Below are 15634 nucleotides of genomic sequence, written 5' to 3'. Positions count from 1 at the left end.
CATGGGGCGTGACGAAGGTCATACGGCTGTCAGGCCGGCGCGGTTTCCCGCTCGACGGGGGAGGGGACGTCTTCCCGGGCGCGGGCCCACACCTCTCCGCAGGCGCCCTCCCGGGCCATGCCGTCGCGCGCCGTGCGGGAGAGACGGCCGCCGTCGACGGCCGGACAGGGTGACATCTGAGGGGGAGTCCGCCACCAGCGGGTGGTTGCCGACCCCGACCCCGACGCAGATCCGAGACCGTTACGGCGTGACCGTCACGGTGGCCCGAGCCGCGATCCGCCGGCTCAAGACCGAAGGCCTCACCGTCAGCATCAGAGCAGGGGAACCCTTCTCACCCCCGATTCCGTCGCTCTCGCTCGACAGGCGGGACCGAAGGCGCCATCGCGGAGCTGCGAGACGAGATCAGCCGCCCGAAGAGCGAGGCCGACGTACTTCGTGAACGGGTTGTGGCGCTGGCGGCCGGTCAGGACCTGGCGCGAGCCGGCGCCGGGGCGGAGGCCCTCGGTAGCCGCGCTACCGGCGTCGACCTCCGCGATCGGTCACACATCACGGTCCACCTCCCTCGCTCGCACGGGCTGCGGTATCCCAACCTGCGTCGGTAGGTTGAGAACCGCCTCTGCATCGTTTGTAGCGTGCGGAGTTGGCAGGGCGACAGACATCCCATGTGGCCGCCACGTGGCAGCCACATGGGACTCATCGGGGAGGACGGAGTGGGACAGCGGCCCAATGACTTGACGCCTCACGCAAGCCCACAGCACTACCTCGGCGCCGAGATGCGCGCATGGCGGAACCAGCGCGGGTTATCCCTCGGCAAGCTCGGCAGGACCATCGTCTTCAACAGCAGCTACATGGCGCGCGTGGAGCGTGGCGACCAGGCCGCTTCGGCCGATCTCGTCCGCGCCTACGACGAAGCGCTGGGAGCCGGCGGATCGCTGATCCGACTGCACAAGCGGATGGCGGAGGGCGCCAGCCTTGAGGCCCTGGCCGCAGCCCATGTGTCCAACCAAGGGGCCCATGTGGCCAACCGGCCCGCTGCCATGGCTGGTGAGAGCGGCGTTCGTGCACCGTCAGAGGAGGGACTGTCCGTCCCCGTACGTACCGATGACGGAAGGATCATCTTCGTGTCGCTCTCCCGTAGGTCCCTGCTCGGTGCGCTCGGAGCCGGTGCGGCCCTCACCGCGGCTGCCGAGTCGCCTGTCGCTGCTTCCGTCTCCCCCCGGCGCGCCGCCGCCCACACCTCGGGGGCGAACCCCATCGAACTCCTCCAGGCGACGCGGAGAGTGCTGATCGACAACGACAACCGCTTCGGCCCCGCCCGCGTCATCCCGGTGGTTCAGCAGCAGATCGCCGCCATCAAGGAACTCCGCGCGGACCGCCGCGGCTCCGACCGGCGCCAACTCCTCCAATTGCAGACGCAGTACGCGGAGCTGTGCGGGTGGCTGTACCAAGACCTCGGCGACTTCCGCGCCGCTCAGCACTGGATGCACGAAGCCCTCGAAGCGTCCCACATGTGCGGGGACTCGGACCTCACCACGTACATCCTCGCCCGCCGCAGCCAGCTCGCCGGCGACATGCGCGACGCCATAGAGGCCGTTGACGTCGCGGAGGCGGCGGAGGACCTGGCCGCCCCCCGGAGCCGCCTGGCCGCCGTCGCCGCGACGTACGGAGCCCACGGTCATGCCCTCCGCAAGGACGCCGCGACGACGCAGCGAGCGTACGAGCACGCCCTGGAGCTCCACGCGAACATGGACCCCGACCCCGGTTCCCCGTGGGGCGTATGGCTCGACAGCGCGTACATCGAGGTGCAGCGGGCGCACAGCCTCGCCGTCCTCGGGGACCACCAGGGCGCCGCCGAGGGGTTCCACCAGGCCATCAGCCGCCTGCCCGCCGGCTACCACCGGGACCGGGGCGTGTACCTGGCTCGCCAGGCGGTCGCCCTCGCCGGAGCGAGGGAGGTGGAGCAGGCCGTCGTCGTGGGGCTCCAGGCCCTGAGCATCGGCGAAGAGACCGGATCGGCGCGCATCTCCCGGGAGCTGGCGCGGCTCGACGAATCCTTCGACCAGTGGCGTACGGTCCCGAGCGTGATCGAGTTCAAGGACGCCATGACCGAAGCCGTCCTCCGCCAAGCCTGACGCCGGTCGTACCCAACCAGCGAGCAAGGAGACTCCCCGTGCCCCGTCCGTACGTGCTGCTGAGCGTGGCGACGTCGATCGATGGACACATCGACGACACCAGCACCGAGCGGCTCCTCCTCAGCAACAGCGAGGACTTCGACCGCGTCGACCAGGTCCGCGCCGAATCCGACGCCATCCTCATCGGCGCCGGCACGATGCGCGCCGACAACCCGCGGCTCCTCGTCAACAGCGAGGAACGCCGTGCCGCCCGGGTGGCGGCGGGCAAGCCCGCCTACCCCCTCAAGGTCACGGTGTCCGGCAGCGGCGACCTCGACCGCGGCCTGAAGTTCTGGCACCACGGCGGCGACAAGGTCGCCTACACGACGGACGACGGTTACGAGAAGCTCAGCGAGCGCCTGCGCGGCCTGGCCGACGTCGTGTCCCTGGGGCCCACGGTCGACTTCGGCGCGATGCTCGACGACCTCGGCCGGCGCGGAATCGAGCGCCTGATGGTGGAGGGCGGCGGCCAGATCCACACGGCCTTCCTGTCGCAGGGCCTCGCCGACGAGATCCACCTCGCCATCGCCCCGCTGGTGGTCGGCGACGGCGACGCCCCACGCTTCCTGCACCCCGCGGAGTACCCCGGCGGCTCGACGCGCCGCATGCGCCTCGCGGAGGCGACCACCGTCGGCGACGTCGTCCTCCTCCGCTACCTCCCGAAGCAGGAGAGCCAGGCATGACCAAGCTGGACGACCACGCCTGGATGCAGAAGGCCATCGACCTGTCCCGCCGCTGCCCGCCCGCCGACAGTGCTTTTTCAGTGGGCGCGGTGATTGTTGATACCGACGGCAATGAGGTTGCAAACGGATATTCACGCGAGACTGGGTTGCACACCCATGCTGAGGAATCAGCGCTGGCTAAGCTCTCAGGACGTGTCGAGTCACTATCCGACGTCACGCTCTACAGCACCTTGGAGCCCTGCTCGGAACGCAAATCAAGCCCAGTCACCTGTACCGAATTGATCTTGCGTTCCGGTATCCGGCGGGTTGTCATCGCTTGGCGAGAGCCAGCTCTTTTTGTCGGCGACTGCGTAGGTGTGGAAATTCTGCGTGCCAACGACGTGACCGTGATAGAGCTACCCGAGCTAGCCGGGGCTGCTCGCCAGATCAACGGGCACTTGCTCGACTGATGAGCGCTCTCTGGTCATCGAGAGGCCAGAGGTTCATACATGGATGGCTTGTAACGACTTGCTCTTCCGTCCCTGCGCTTCTTGCTCCGGCCTGCGGGATAGCAGGCATGTGCTCACCGATCGAGCGTTCAGTGGCAGAAACGACTAGACGGCAAAGGTAAGTCCAGGCCCACGCTTGGCGGCTGACCTGGAACTTCTCTTCCGCGTCACGGCCGAGAAATGCGTCATCGAGAGCTGACGGATCTCTGGCCGTGGGGCTGATGGTCTGGCGTTCGAGGTGCGCGGAACGACGGAGCCCGTCATGGGCAGGCGCCGCCGCCCCGAGGGGTCACTGCACAAATGCCTTGTGGCGGCGGCGGGCCTCCTCCAGCAGCGCCCGCTGGAGCTGGTGACGTCCTCTGCCACGGGTCTTCAGCGCGTGGCAATTCGGGCAGAGGGCGATCATTGCTTCCGGAGTGTCCGGCCCTCCGCGCGCGAGGTCCTTTACGTGGTCCACTTCGAGGAGGGGCGCGTCCGTGTCCGTACGCTCCAGCGGGTGACCCAGGCAGGACGGGTTCTCGCACCGGCCGCCACTGCGCAGAATCACTGCTTCCCTAGCGGCGGGTGAGCGCAGGAAGCGTTCAACCCTCGTGAGGGTCGAACGCTGGTTGCGGCCGGCCGCCAGCCTTTGGGCTGCCTTCGTCAAGCGCTTGTACCTCTCGCGGTCGTCGAGCTGCTTGGTTCCCGACTCGATACCCGCGGCGAACGAAATGTCGTCGACCGAGCTGTCGTGGAGCCGCCCCCCATCCTCTGCGAGTGCCTCGATGACCTCGCTCGGCCAGTCCTCCCGGAGCGGAGAGGGGACTGGGGCCAGCACCCACACGTACTCGCGCCGTTGCAGGCCGTCCTCTCCACGACCCCAGCGCCGCCACCGCTGGACGATCACTGCCCACGTCTCGAACGTCCAAAGGCCCCCGTACGGCCTGTGCCAATACCGCAGCGCCTTCTGCTCCTCCTGGTACACGGACATGGAGCGGTTGCCCCCAACCAACTTCTGATCACCCGATAGCCCGTCACCGGTGTAGGCGATCCAGTTCGTCTCGGGTATGCGCCCGTCCGCATACGGCCCCTTGTCGTCCGAAAAGACCGTCAGGAGACCGTCCGCCAGGGGAGTGATCCCACGGACGCGATTACCGCCGTACGCATCGGCGATGGCCTTGCGGTCCCGGTACTTCTCGCCCACGAGCGGACGCAGTGCCGCCGCCTCGCGCCCCGCCACCAACTCCGTCACGCCTAGATCCTCCAAGAGTCCGGCAGGCACCGGGGTGAAGAACCTCAGCAACAGGACGCTTATGGCCCAAGCCGCCAGCGCGGGGTCTCCCTCCACAGCGTCGTAGACCTGCTTCGGTAGCCCCGCGAGGGGGTTCGTCGCGTCGAGGGACGACGCCTGAGGTCGGCGTCCCTCACTCGTCATGGTCAGCTCCTCAGAGCCCTCAACCTCCCAAAGGGCATCACGCTGCAAGGCCCAGAAGGGGTACAGCACCGCCTGCTGACCATCACTCGCACCCGCGTACGAGACCAGCAGAGGCCCCACGGCCTCCCTCACTTCCGACCAGCGCTGCTGTCGGGGCTTGCCTTGCGCCGCCTGACCGATGGCCCACAGCGCCAGGATCGGGCGATGCAGCGCTTGGCCCGTGCGCCGCTGAGCCGGCTTCAGCTCCCCGATCCTGCGGATCACATCGCATCCGTCCATGGTCTGCGCTACCTCCCCGAGTGCGAGCAGACCCATCTCATCAGACGCCACTGACAGAGCCCCAGCCGCTTCACTATGCCGGAGCTCTTGGCGCTCGTTCGAGCCACAAACGGCGGTCGCCGCCCGGGACCGGGAAGGCGTCGGTCAGTTGCCGGCCACGGCTCTCACCGCCACCGGGATCGGGGTCTGGCCCGAGACGAGTTCCAGGGTCAGGCCCGCCGTCGCCGGGGTCTCCAGGAGCTCGGCCAGGACCGCCGCCACGTCGTCGCGGGGGATCGGGCCGCGGCCCGTGGACGCCTCCAGGCGGACCAGGCCCGTGCCCGCGTCGTCCGTCAGCATGCCCGGGCGCAGGATCGTCCAGTCCAGGGTGTCCTTGCCGCGTACGTGGGCGTCCGCGGCGCCCTTCGCGCGCAGGTACGCGTCGAACACCTCGTCGCCCTCGTGCGCCGGGTCCGCGCCCATCGAGGACACCACCAGGTGCCGCCGCACCCCCGCCCGCTCCGCCGCGTCGGCGAACAGGATCGCCGCGTCCCGGTCCACCGTCTCCTTGCGTGCCGCTCCGCTGCCCGGCCCCGCGCCCGCCGCGAAGACCGCCGCGTCCGCCCCCTGCAGGACCGCCGCGACCATCTCCAGGGACGCCGACTCCATGTCCAGGACCACCGGTTCGGCGCCCGCCTCGCGCAGGGCGTCCGCCTGCTCCAGCTTCCGGATGATGCCCCCGACCTCGTGTCCGGCCGCCGTCAGCAGGCGCTCCAGGCGCCGCGCGATCCGACCGTGTCCTCCAGCGATGACAATGCGCATGCTCACGACCGTACGGCCCGCGCGCGCGAAGCGCTCACGGACGTGCGTCCGGCCGGACCTGTCGCGGCAGTTCCAGCGCCGCCGCCGAGTCGCAGTACTCCCGCACCGCACTCGTGCGCGCCACCACCCGCCCCCGGTGCACCACGATCCGGCTGTACGCCAGCGACAGCACCCCCGCCAGCCGCTCCCCGCGCACCGCCAGCAGCTCCGCCGGGAACCCCGCCTCCACCCGCACCGGCGGCAGCCCCATCGCCTCCCGCGCGGCCTCGCTGACCGCCCCGTACGCCTCCGCCGGCCGCAGCCCGCCCTGCGAGACCAGCAGGTACGCCGCCTCCAGCGGGTCGCCGCGCCCCACCGGGTTCGCCAGGTCGCGCAGCGCGCCGCTGCCCGCCGCGACCCGCACACCCGCCGACCGCAGCAGCCGCACCGGCGCCACGCCCCGCACCTCCGTGCCCGCGCACCCGCCCTGCGGCAGGCAGGTCACCGTCACCCCGGCCGCCGCCAGCCGGTCCGCCACCCGCGACCGCGCGTCCACCGGCAGCCGCGCCAGCGCCCCGCACGGGCCGATCGCCACCCCCGGCCGCAGCCCGCCCGCCATCGCCGCCAGCCGCGCCAGCCGCGCCGGGTCGTCACCGTCCGTGTGCAGGTCCACGGGGCGGCCGTGCTCCGCCGCCACCTCCAGCACCGCCTCCGCGTACCCCGCCGGGTCCGGGTCGAGGTCCGGGCAGCCGCCCACCACCGACGCGCCCATCTTCACCGCGTCCCGCAGCATCGCCAGCCCGTCCGCCCCCGCCACGCCCGTCAGCAGCCGGGGCACCGCCACCGTCGTCAGGTCGGCCAGCCCGCGCAGCGAGCGCCGTGCCTGCAGGACGGCCTCCAGCGGCGCCAGCCCCTGGACGTCCCCGATCCGCACGTGCGCGCGCAGCGCCGTCGCCCCGTGGCCCAGCTGGAGCAGCGCGGCCTCCGTGGCGCGCCGCTGGACGTCCTCGGCGGCGTACGAGACGGGGCCGGCCGCGTCGCCGCCGAGCGCCGTGTCGGCGTGGGCGTGCGGCTCGGCGGGGGCCGGCAGCAGGAGGTACCCGGCGAGGTCGACGCGGGCGCCGTGGGAGCCGAGGCTGCCGGGTGTGCCGACGGCCTCGATCCGCCCGCCGCTGAGCCGTACGTCGACGGTCCGCCCGTCGGTGAGGCGGGCGCCGCACAGCAGCAGCGCGGTGGTGTCGGTGGTCGCGCCCTCGGGTGGCCGCGGCTGCTGGCTGTCGGAGGACATCGGGCTCCCGGGGAGGTCACGAGGCCGTGCGGGGCGGGTGCGGGGCGAGGGCGCGCGGCGTGAGCCGAGCCTAGGGCGCCGCCGTCCGGGCTTCGGGGAGGAGCGAAATAGTCGTACCGGGTGTGGGGCGGGAGGGGCCGAAGGCCGGCGGCCGGGCGTCGGGCGCGCGGGCGGCGACCTCGCGCGGAGGTCGTCCGGGCGCCGTCCGGGGACCTTCGAGTGACCGCTCGCGGGGCCTTCGGAGGGTCGCTCACGGGGCCGTCCGGGGGCCGTTGCCGGGGCGGCCCGCGGGCCCGGCCAAACGGATTTGGGTGAACGGCCGCAGACCGTGTAATGTCTTCATCGCTCGCCCCAATAGCTCAGTCGGCAGAGCGTCTCCATGGTAAGGAGAAGGTCTACGGTTCGATTCCGTATTGGGGCTCTGGTGTAGGGGACCCTCACCTTCGGGTGAGGGGATCCATACATCAAAGCGGTGTAGCTCAGTCGGTAGAGCAAGCGGCTCATAATCGCTGTGTCACCGGTTCAAGTCCGGTCACCGCTACTCCTGGTAGCCGATTGTGGGGTCGGTCCTTCGATCGGCTACTCTTTTATGCGTTCCATCCGTCCATCCGTCCGTCAAGGAGCACTCACGTGGCTGCCACCGACGTCCGCCCGAAGATCACGCTGGCCTGCGTGGAGTGCAAGGAGCGGAACTACATCACCAAGAAGAACCGGCGTAACAACCCGGACCGTCTTGAGATGAAGAAGCACTGCCCGCGCTGCAACGCGCACACTGCGCACCGCGAAACGCGCTGAAACAGGCTCGTACACGAGGCCGTCCCCATCGGGGACGGCCTCGTGTCGTTTCCCCAGCAAGCCCCCAGAGCAAGGACCGCAGGAGGTACCGGCTACATGGCGCTCGACCAGTCCTTCGTCGGGCGGAGCTATCCGCCCACCGCGCCGTACGAGGTCGGCAGGGAAAAGATCCGCGAGTTCGCCGAGGCCATCGGAGACGCGAACCCGGTCTTCACCGACACGGAGGCGGCGAAAGCGCTCGGCTACCCCGATGTGATCGCCCCGCCGACTTTCGTGTTCGCCATCACGTTCAAGGCCGCCGGCCAGGTGATCGCCGATCCGCAGCTCGGACTGGACTACAGCCGGGTCGTGCACGGCGACCAGAAGTTCGCGTACAGCCGGCCCGTACGGGCGGGGGACCGGCTGGCGGTCACCTCCACCATCGAGGCGATCAAGTCGCTCGCCGGGAACGACATCCTCGACATCCGGGGTGAGGTCCACGACGAGGCGGGCGAGCACGTCGTGACGGCGTGGACGAAGCTCGTGGCGCGTGCGGCGGAGGAGGCGTGAGGAACACCATGACCGCGAAGGTCTCTTTCGACGAGGTCGAGGTCGGCACGGAGCTGCCGCCGCAGGAATTCCCCGTGACGCGCGCCACGCTGGTGCAGTACGCGGGCGCGTCCGGCGACTTCAACCCCATCCACTGGAACGAGAGGTTCGCCCGCGAGGTCGGCCTGCCGGACGTCATCGCGCACGGCATGTTCACGATGGCCGAGGCCGTGCGCGTCGTCACCGACTGGACGGGCGACCCGGGCGCGGTCGTCGAGTACGGCGTCCGCTTCACGAAGCCGGTCGTCGTCCCGGACGACGACACCGGCGCGCTGATCCGGGTCACCGCCAAGGTCGCGGCCAAGCTCGACGACCGCCGCGTCCGCGTCGACCTGACGGCCACGAGCGAGGGCCAGAAGGTCCTGGGCATGTCCCGCGCGGTGGTCCGGCTCGCCTGAGCCCCCGCCGCCGGCCGCGCCGGCCCGCCGTACCCGCGCCGGTACGACGACGGGCCGGCCCGGCCGCCGCGCACCCGCTCCCGGAGCACGCGCCACCGCGGGGCCCCCGTTCCCGAGCGCGCCGCCACCACGGGACGCCCCTCCCGGAACGCGACACCCCCGCCGCGCACCCGCTCCCCGAGCGCGCCGCCGCCGGGCACCCGCCCCCGGAGCGCGCACCGCCGCCGTGGGCCGGGGCCCGTGCCGGGCGCACCGTAGGCTGGGCGGGTGCAGGTTACCCATGACGCTCCGCTCGCCCCGCTGACCACCTTCCGGCTCGGGGGGCCCGCCCGGCGGCTGATCACCGCCCGTACCGATGACGAGGTCGTCACCGCCGTGCGCGAGGCCGACCGGACCGGTACGCCGCTGCTGGTCATCGGCGGCGGCTCCAACCTGGTCATCGGCGACAAGGGCTTCGACGGCACCGCCCTGCGCATCGCCACCCGCGGTCTCGCCCTCGACGGCACGCGGCTGGAGCTGGCCGCGGGCGAGGTGTGGTCCGACGCCGTCACCCGCACCGTCGAGGCCGGGCTCGCCGGCATCGAGTGCCTGGCCGGCATCCCCGGCTCGGCCGGCGCCACCCCGATCCAGAACGTCGGCGCGTACGGCCAGGAGGTCGCCACCACCCTCACCGAGGTCGTGGCGTACGACCGCCGCGCCGAGGAGGTCGTCACCCTCTCCGGCGCCGACTGCGCCTTCTCCTACCGGCACAGCCGCTTCAAGGCCGACCCCGACCGGTTCGTCGTCCTGCGCGTCCGGTTCGCGCTGGAGGACGCCGGGGGGATGAGCGCCCCCCTGCGGTACGCGGAGACCGCCCGCGCCCTGGGCGTCGAACCCGGCGACCGCGTCCCCGTGGCCGCCGCCCGCGAGACCGTCCTCGCCCTGCGCGCCGGCAAGGGCATGGTCCTCGACCCCGACGACCACGACACCTGGTCCGCCGGGTCGTTCTTCACCAACCCGATCCTGGACGACGCCGCGTACGCCGCGTTCCTCGCCCGCGTGCACGACCGCCTCGGCCCCGACACGACCCCGCCCGCCTACCCCGCGGGCGACGGCCGGACCAAGACGTCGGCGGCCTGGCTGATCGACCGGGCCGGTTTCACCAAGGGGTACGGCGCCGGGCCCGCCCGCATCTCCACCAAGCACACCCTGGCCCTCACCAACCGCGGCGACGCCACCACCGAGGACCTCCTCGCCCTCGCGCGCGAGGTCGTCGACGGCGTCCGGGACGCGTTCGGCGTCACGCTGGTCAACGAGCCGGTGACGGTCGGCGTCAGCCTCTGACGCGGCCCGGGAACCGGACGGAACCCACCGGGTCCCCCAGGTTGTCGAGTGGGTGACAGGGTCCCTCGGAGCACGCACCGGGACCACCATCCGCTGGGCAGGGGGATCACCGGTGAGGACGCGTTCGTCCACGGCGCACGACCAGGACTTCACGGAGTTCACCGAGGCGTCGTACGCGTCGCTGCTGCGCACCGCCCGCCTCCTGACGGGTGACCGGCACGCCGCCGAGGACCTCGTGCAGGCCGCGCTGGTGAAGGTGTACCTGCACTGGGGCCGGTCCGGGAGCTGGGTGTCCCCGCAGGCGTACGCGCGCAGGGTCGTCGTCAACCTGTACGCGACCTGGCGCCGCCGCCGCTGGCACACCGAGACCGCCCACCCCGGCGGCGAGGGCGCCGTCGCGGCGGACGGCCGGGACATGGCGGGCGGTGTCGAGGCGCGGCTGGAACTGGCCCGCGCCCTCGGCGCCCTGCCCCGCGCCCAGCGGGCCGTGGTGGTGCTCCGCTTCTACGAGGACCTGTCGGTGGAGGAGACGGCCGACCTGCTCGGCTGTTCGCCCGGGACGGTCAAGAGCCGGACCAACAGGGCCTTGGAGCGGCTGCGTGCCGCGGGCGCGCTCGCCGGCTACGCGGGAAGGGGCAGGTGATGACCCACATCGACGAGGACGAGCTGCGGCGGGGCCTGAGGGAGCTCGCCGGCGCGGACGGAACGGCCGGCGCGGCCCCGCCGACCGGCGCGGTGGTGGCCCTCGGCCGCCGCACCCGCCACCGGCGGCGCGCGCTGGCGGCCGGGGCGGCCACGGTGCTGGTGGCGACGGGGTCGGTGCTGGGGCTGCGCTGGACGGGCGGCCCCGCGCCCTCCCCGGACTCCGTGGCGGCCACCACCAGCGGCTCGGCCGACCCTTCGGACCTGCCGCTGAGGCTCGGGCCGGCCGAACCCGAGATCGGCGCCGCCTACGCGTACGACCTGGTCGGCAGCTGCCGGTACCGGTACGCCGTGTTCGGCGGCCGGGAGTGGGTCGGCGAGGGGCTGCGGGACCCCGTGCCGGACTCCGGCACGCGCATGAGCCGGACGCGCACCAGCGTCGTGTCGGACCGGTTGTCCGGCCACATGAGGCTGGTCTCGGAGGACACGGCCGTGTTCGAGTTCGGGAAGGGGTCCCCGAGGCCGCCGATGACCTTCCGGCCCGCGCCCGGCGGCAGCGCCCCCTGCCCGGGCCTGCCGGCGCCGCACCCGGGGAAGCCGGCGGCCGAGGAGGCGCGGGCCGGGGTCTGGTACCCGCACGGCCTGTACGTCCACTGCGGCCTCCGCCACACCGTCTTCGACGGGCGGACGTGGAGGACCGCGCGCGACTACCAGGCGGAGACCGGCATGGACGGATCGGGCCGGCACCTCGGCGTGCGGGGCTTCGCGAGGATGACGGGGGACTCGCTCAGGTTCGAGGCGCCGGGCCTGCCCCGGATCGACTTCGTACCGGCCGCGCCCGGTGAGGAACCGCCCGCCTGCGCGTGAGCCACCGGCTCAGTACGCCACCCCCACCGCCCGCCGCACCGCCGCCGGGTCGGTCGTCAGCGCCAGCATCGCGTGCGCCACGTCGGCCCGCGCGATCCTGGCGCCGCCGCGAGGGTTGGCGTCGAGCGCCGTCCGGTACCGCCCGGTCAGCGGGGCGTCCACCAGCCGCGGCGGCCGGACCGACGTCCAGTCCGCGGCACTGTCCCGCAGGGCGGTCTCCATGGCCCGCAGGTCGTCGTAGTGGGCCCGCAGGACCCACGAGACCACCGGGGTCAGCAGCCGCAGCCACGGCGTCTCGTCCTGCGGTACGGGCCCCAGCGGCGCCGCGCTCACCGCAAGGAACCGCCGCACCCCCTCGGCCTCCATCGCCCGCAGCACCGACCGGGTCAGCGACGAGGCGACGCCCACCTGGCCGCGGCCGCGCGGGCCCAGCCCCGACAGCACCGCGTCCCGCCCCGCCACCGCCGGCCGCAGCGCCTCCGGGTCGTCCAGGCGGGCGGCCGTGAACACCTCCAGGCGCTCCCCGTGCCGCACGGGCAGCCGCGAGGGGTCGCGCACCACCGCCGTGACGTGGTGGCCCGCTTCCAGCCCCTGGCGGACGATCTCACGGCCGACGCCGCCCGTCGCGCCGAACACGGTGATCCTCATGACGCCTCCGAACCGTGGTGGGTAAGTATTCACTCACCCTTAGGGTGGGCGAGCACGCACCCACCGTCAAGCGCAGCCGGAGGACCGACGATGAAACCCGCGCGGGAACGGATCCTCGACGCCGCCCACGAGCTGTGGCTCACCGTCGGCCTCGCCCGCACCACCACCAAGGAGATCGCCAAGGCGGCCGGGTGCTCCGAGGCGGCGCTCTACAAGTACTACGCGAGCAAGGAGGAGCTGTTCACCGCGGTCCTGCGCGAGCGCCTCCCCGCACTCGGCCCCCTCCTCGACCGGCTCGCCGCCGCGCCCGACGCCGGCGACCGCAGCGTCGAGGAGAACCTCACCGAAATCGCCCGCCGCGCCACCCTCTTCTACGCCGAGAGCTTCCCGATCGCCGCCTCCCTGTACGCCGAGACCCGGCTCAAGGCCCGCCACGACCGGGCCATGCGCGACCTCGGCACCGGCCCGCACACCCCCATCGAGGCGCTCGACGCCTACCTCCGCGCCGAGCGCGACGCCGGCCGCGTCCGCCCCGACGCCGACACCTTCGCGGCCGCCTCCCTGCTCCTCGGCGCCTGCGCCCAGCGCGCCTTCGCCTACGACGCCACCGTCGGCGCGAGGCCCCCGCAGGACGTCGACACCTTCGCCGCCGCCCTCGCCCGCACCCTGCTCACCGGCCTCGCCTGACCGGGCGGCCGGCCCGCGACCGGCCCGCTGCGGGGCCGGTCACCCGTCGGCCAGCCAGGTGTCGATCCCCGCCAGCAGCTTCGCGCGCGTGTCCTCCGGCGCCACCGACCCCCGCACCGACTGCCGCGCCAGCTCCGCCAGCTCGGCGTCCGTGAAGCCGTGGTGGCGCCGGGCGATCTCGTACTGGTCGGCCAGCCGCGCCCCGAACAGCAGCGGGTCGTCCGCGCCCAGCGCCATCGGCACGCCCGCGTCGAAGAACGCCCGCAGCGGCACGTGCTCGGGCCTCTCGTACACCCCCAGCGCCACGTTCGACGCCGGGCACACCTCGCACGTCACGCCCTTCTCGGCCAGCCGCCGCAGCAGCCGCGGGTCCTCCACGGCCCGCACGCCGTGTCCGATGCGCGACGCCCGCAGGTCGTCCAGGCAGTCCCGGACCGACGCCGGGCCCGTCAGCTCACCGCCGTGCGGCGCCGCCAGCAGCCCGCCCTCCCGGGCGATCGCGAACGCCCGGTCGAAGTCCCGCGCCAACCCGCGCCGCTCGTCGTTCGACAGCCCGAACCCGACGACGCCCCGGTCCGCGTACCGCACCGCCAGCCGGGCCAGCGTGCGCGCGTCCAGCGGGTGCTTCATCCGGTTCGCCGCCACCACGACGCGGATCCCCAGGCCGGTGTCCCGCGAGGCCGCCTCCACCGAGTCCAGGATGATCTCCAGCGCCGGGATCAGACCCCCCAGCCGCGGCGCGTACGAGGTGGGGTCCACCTGGATCTCCAGCCAGCCCGACCCGTCCCGCACGTCCTCCTCGGCGGCCTCCAGCACCAGCCGCCGGATGTCCTCCGGTTCCCGCAGGCACGACCGGGCGATGTCGTACAGCCGCTGGAACCGGAACCAGCCGCGCTCGTCGGTGGCCCGCAGGCGCGGCGGCTCCCCGCCGGTCAGGGCCTCGGGCAGGTGGACGCCGTACTTGTCGGCCAGCTCCAGCAGGGTGGAGGGCCGCATCGAGCCCGTGAAGTGCAGGTGCAGGTGGGCCTTCGGCAGCAGTTTCAGATCGCGGACGTGCTCCATCCCGGGATCCTGCCGCAGACCGGCGCCCCCAAACAGCCCCTTTCTCCGAACGGGTACCCGCGGGAACGAAGAAGCGGGCCCCGGCCGGGAAGCCCGGCCGGGGCCCGCGCGTCGGTCGGCGCGCGCCTAGTCGCGCGCCTCCGCCAGCAGCTTCTGGATCCGCGACACGCCCTCGACCAGGTCCTCGTCGCCCAGCGCGTACGACAGGCGCAGGTAGCCCGGCGTGCCGAAGGCCTCGCCCGGGACCACGGCGACCTCGGCCTCGTCCAGGATCAGCGCCGCCAGCTCGACGGACGTCTGCGGGCGCTTCCCGCGGATCTCCTTGCCCAGGAGCCCCTTCACCGAGGGGTACGCGTAGAAGGCGCCCTCCGGCGTCGGGCAGATCACGCCGTCGATCTCGTTCAGCATCCGCACGATCGTCTGGCGGCGCCGGTCGAAGGCCGTGCGCATCTCCGCGACCGCGTCGAGGTCGCCGGAGACGGCGGCGAGCGCGGCCACCTGGGCGACGTTCGAGACGTTCGACGTGGCGTGCGACTGGAGGTTCGTCGCGGCCTTCACGACGTCCTTCGGGCCGACGATCCACCCGACGCGCCAGCCCGTCATGGCGTACGTCTTGGCCACGCCGTTGACCACGATGCACTTCTCGCGCAGCTCGGGGACGAGCGCCGGCAGCGAGGTGAAGGTCGCGTCGCCGTACACGAGGTGCTCGTAGATCTCGTCCGTCAGGACCCACAGGCCGTGCTCGACGGCCCAGCGGCCGATCGCCTCGGCGTCCTCGCGCGCGTAGACGGCGCCGGTCGGGTTGGACGGGGACACGAACAGGACGACCTTGGTCCGCTCCGTGCGGGCCGCCTCCAGCTGCTCCACGGAGACGCGGTAACCGGTCGTCTCGTCGGCGACGACCTCCACCGGAACGCCGCCGGCCAGCCGGATCGACTCCGGGTACGTCGTCCAGTAGGGAGCCGGGACGATGACCTCGTCGCCCGGGTCCAGGATCGCGGCGAACGCCTCGTAGATCGCCTGCTTGCCGCCGTTGGTGACCAGGATCTGGGAGGGGTCCACCTCGTACCCGGAGTCCCGCAGCGTCTTGGCGGCGATCGCGGCCTTCAGCTCGGGCAGGCCGCCGGCCGGCGTGTAGCGGTGGTACTTCGGGTTGCGGCAGGCCTCCACGGCCGCCTCGACGATGTAGTCGGGCGTCGGGAAGTCGGGCTCGCCCGCGCCGAAGCCGATCACCGGGCGCCCGGCGGCCTTGAGGGCCTTGGCCTTGGCGTCGACGGCGAGGGTCGCGGACTCGGAGATCGCGCCGATGCGGGCGGAGACCCGGCGCTCGGTCGGAGGAGTTGCAGCGCTCATACGGCCCATCGTCCCAGACCCCGCGAGGGCCGGACACACAGGTTTCGCCCAGTGGACGACGGTGTCGACCACCCGTTCGCGAGGGGGCCCGGAAGGTCGCGCGGACGGGCGGAGGCGGCGGATCCGGAAGGGCGGCGCGAAGACCGCCGGGGCTGTCTGTTCGACGAA

General features: G+C 72.7%; 16 protein-coding genes and 2 tRNA genes. 12 read left to right on the top strand and 6 right to left on the bottom strand.

What is annotated here, in order from left to right:
• Window positions 1-773: 773 nt before the first annotated feature.
• The 3 genes from IE106_RS03635 to IE106_RS30805 are packed head-to-tail and all read left to right on the top strand — an operon-like array spanning window position 774 to window position 3303.
• Window positions 774-2132 (top strand): helix-turn-helix domain-containing protein, encoded by a 1359-nt coding sequence (locus IE106_RS03635; protein WP_189529735.1) that lies wholly within the window; start codon window positions 774-776, stop codon window positions 2130-2132.
• 38 nt (window positions 2133-2170) lie between these two features.
• A complete protein-coding gene (locus tag IE106_RS30810; RefSeq protein ID WP_189529734.1) occupies window positions 2171-2854 on the top strand; it encodes a RibD family protein in 684 nt (227 codons plus the stop codon).
• Window positions 2851-3303: a deaminase gene (locus tag IE106_RS30805; protein ID WP_189529733.1), complete on the top strand. Its 453-nt coding sequence runs from the start codon at window positions 2851-2853 to the stop codon at window positions 3301-3303. Before IE106_RS30810 ends, IE106_RS30805 begins: the two co-directional genes overlap by 4 nt.
• Before the next feature lie 328 nt (window positions 3304-3631).
• Here IE106_RS30805 and IE106_RS03620 read toward each other — a convergent pair whose 3' ends face one another.
• The 3 genes from IE106_RS03620 to IE106_RS03610 form a co-directional block, all read right to left on the bottom strand.
• On the bottom strand, window positions 3632-5035 hold the full coding sequence (locus IE106_RS03620; protein WP_189529732.1) for an HNH endonuclease: 1404 nt from the start codon (window positions 5033-5035) through the stop codon (window positions 3632-3634).
• A 144-nt stretch (window positions 5036-5179) separates the two neighbouring features.
• Window positions 5180-5836 carry an SDR family oxidoreductase gene (locus IE106_RS03615; RefSeq protein WP_189529731.1) on the bottom strand — a complete coding sequence of 219 codons (657 nt, stop codon included), beginning with the start codon at window positions 5834-5836 and terminating at the stop codon, window positions 5180-5182.
• Between the two features lie 34 nt (window positions 5837-5870).
• Window positions 5871-7103, bottom strand: coding sequence for an amidohydrolase family protein (locus IE106_RS03610; RefSeq protein ID WP_189529730.1), 1233 nt, complete (start codon window positions 7101-7103; stop codon window positions 5871-5873).
• A gap of 348 nt (window positions 7104-7451) precedes the next feature.
• On the opposite strand from IE106_RS03610, the gene IE106_RS03605 reads away from it, so the two are divergent.
• The 8 genes from IE106_RS03605 (at window position 7452) to IE106_RS03570 (ending at window position 11716) form a co-directional block, all read left to right on the top strand.
• Window positions 7452-7524: transfer RNA gene (locus IE106_RS03605), tRNA-Thr, on the top strand.
• Between the two features lie 47 nt (window positions 7525-7571).
• Window positions 7572-7644: transfer RNA gene (locus IE106_RS03600), tRNA-Met, on the top strand.
• Between the two features lie 89 nt (window positions 7645-7733).
• Window positions 7734-7898 carry a 50S ribosomal protein L33 gene (rpmG, locus tag IE106_RS03595; RefSeq protein ID WP_003948671.1) on the top strand — a complete coding sequence of 55 codons (165 nt, stop codon included), beginning with the start codon at window positions 7734-7736 and terminating at the stop codon, window positions 7896-7898.
• Window positions 7899-7994: 96 nt separating this feature from the next.
• A complete protein-coding gene (locus IE106_RS03590) occupies window positions 7995-8447 on the top strand; it encodes a MaoC family dehydratase N-terminal domain-containing protein (RefSeq protein ID WP_189529729.1) in 453 nt (150 codons plus the stop codon).
• Between the two features lie 8 nt (window positions 8448-8455).
• Window positions 8456-8884, top strand: a complete 429-nt coding sequence (locus tag IE106_RS03585; RefSeq protein WP_189529728.1) for a MaoC family dehydratase — start codon at window positions 8456-8458, stop codon at window positions 8882-8884.
• 267 nt (window positions 8885-9151) lie between these two features.
• Window positions 9152-10207 (top strand): UDP-N-acetylmuramate dehydrogenase, encoded by a 1056-nt coding sequence (locus tag IE106_RS03580; RefSeq protein ID WP_189529727.1) that lies wholly within the window; start codon window positions 9152-9154, stop codon window positions 10205-10207.
• A gap of 112 nt (window positions 10208-10319) precedes the next feature.
• Window positions 10320-10850: a SigE family RNA polymerase sigma factor gene (locus IE106_RS03575; protein ID WP_189529726.1), complete on the top strand. Its 531-nt coding sequence runs from the start codon at window positions 10320-10322 to the stop codon at window positions 10848-10850.
• A complete protein-coding gene (locus IE106_RS03570; protein WP_189529725.1) occupies window positions 10850-11716 on the top strand; it encodes a hypothetical protein in 867 nt (288 codons plus the stop codon). The genes IE106_RS03575 and IE106_RS03570 overlap by 1 nt, the downstream gene beginning before the upstream one ends.
• Window positions 11717-11725: 9 nt before the next feature.
• Here the strand turns inward: IE106_RS03570 and IE106_RS03565 are convergent, their stop codons facing one another.
• Window positions 11726-12364, bottom strand: coding sequence for an NAD(P)-dependent oxidoreductase (locus IE106_RS03565; RefSeq protein ID WP_189529724.1), 639 nt, complete (start codon window positions 12362-12364; stop codon window positions 11726-11728).
• 90 nt (window positions 12365-12454) lie between these two features.
• On the opposite strand from IE106_RS03565, the gene IE106_RS03560 reads away from it, so the two are divergent.
• On the top strand, window positions 12455-13051 hold the full coding sequence (locus IE106_RS03560; RefSeq protein WP_189529723.1) for a TetR/AcrR family transcriptional regulator: 597 nt from the start codon (window positions 12455-12457) through the stop codon (window positions 13049-13051).
• A gap of 39 nt (window positions 13052-13090) precedes the next feature.
• Here IE106_RS03560 and IE106_RS03555 read toward each other — a convergent pair whose 3' ends face one another.
• Both IE106_RS03555 and IE106_RS03550 read right to left on the bottom strand, forming a co-directional pair.
• Complete coding sequence (locus IE106_RS03555; protein ID WP_189529722.1) at window positions 13091-14113, bottom strand: adenosine deaminase; 1023 nt, start codon at window positions 14111-14113, stop codon at window positions 13091-13093.
• Window positions 14114-14239: 126 nt separating this feature from the next.
• The gene (locus tag IE106_RS03550) at window positions 14240-15466 is read right to left on the bottom strand and encodes a pyridoxal phosphate-dependent aminotransferase (RefSeq protein WP_189529721.1); all 1227 of its coding nucleotides are present in this window, start codon (window positions 15464-15466) and stop codon (window positions 14240-14242) included.
• Window positions 15467-15634: the final 168 nt, after the last annotated feature.

It is taken from the genome of Streptomyces roseolilacinus, assembly GCF_014649335.1.
Lineage (GTDB): Bacteria > Actinomycetota > Actinomycetes > Streptomycetales > Streptomycetaceae > Streptomyces > Streptomyces roseolilacinus.
This window is presented reverse-complemented; position numbering and strand designations above follow the sequence as displayed.

Coding starts and splice junctions, on each gene's coding strand:
- IE106_RS03635 (WP_189529735.1), top strand. CDS start 774: ATGCGCGCATGGCGGAACCAGCGCGGGTTATCCCTCGGCAAGCTCGGC.
- IE106_RS30805 (WP_189529733.1), top strand. CDS start 2,851: ATGACCAAGCTGGACGACCACGCCTGGATGCAGAAGGCCATCGACCTG.
- IE106_RS03620 (WP_189529732.1), bottom strand. CDS start 5,035: ATGGACGGATGCGATGTGATCCGCAGGATCGGGGAGCTGAAGCCGGCT.
- IE106_RS03615 (WP_189529731.1), bottom strand. CDS start 5,836: ATGCGCATTGTCATCGCTGGAGGACACGGTCGGATCGCGCGGCGCCTG.
- IE106_RS03610 (WP_189529730.1), bottom strand. CDS start 7,103: ATGTCCTCCGACAGCCAGCAGCCGCGGCCACCCGAGGGCGCGACCACC.
- IE106_RS03590 (WP_189529729.1), top strand. CDS start 7,995: ATGGCGCTCGACCAGTCCTTCGTCGGGCGGAGCTATCCGCCCACCGCG.
- IE106_RS03585 (WP_189529728.1), top strand. CDS start 8,456: ATGACCGCGAAGGTCTCTTTCGACGAGGTCGAGGTCGGCACGGAGCTG.
- IE106_RS03570 (WP_189529725.1), top strand. CDS start 10,850: ATGACCCACATCGACGAGGACGAGCTGCGGCGGGGCCTGAGGGAGCTC.
- IE106_RS03565 (WP_189529724.1), bottom strand. CDS start 12,364: ATGAGGATCACCGTGTTCGGCGCGACGGGCGGCGTCGGCCGTGAGATC.
- IE106_RS03560 (WP_189529723.1), top strand. CDS start 12,455: ATGAAACCCGCGCGGGAACGGATCCTCGACGCCGCCCACGAGCTGTGG.
- IE106_RS03555 (WP_189529722.1), bottom strand. CDS start 14,113: ATGGAGCACGTCCGCGATCTGAAACTGCTGCCGAAGGCCCACCTGCAC.
- IE106_RS03550 (WP_189529721.1), bottom strand. CDS start 15,466: ATGAGCGCTGCAACTCCTCCGACCGAGCGCCGGGTCTCCGCCCGCATC.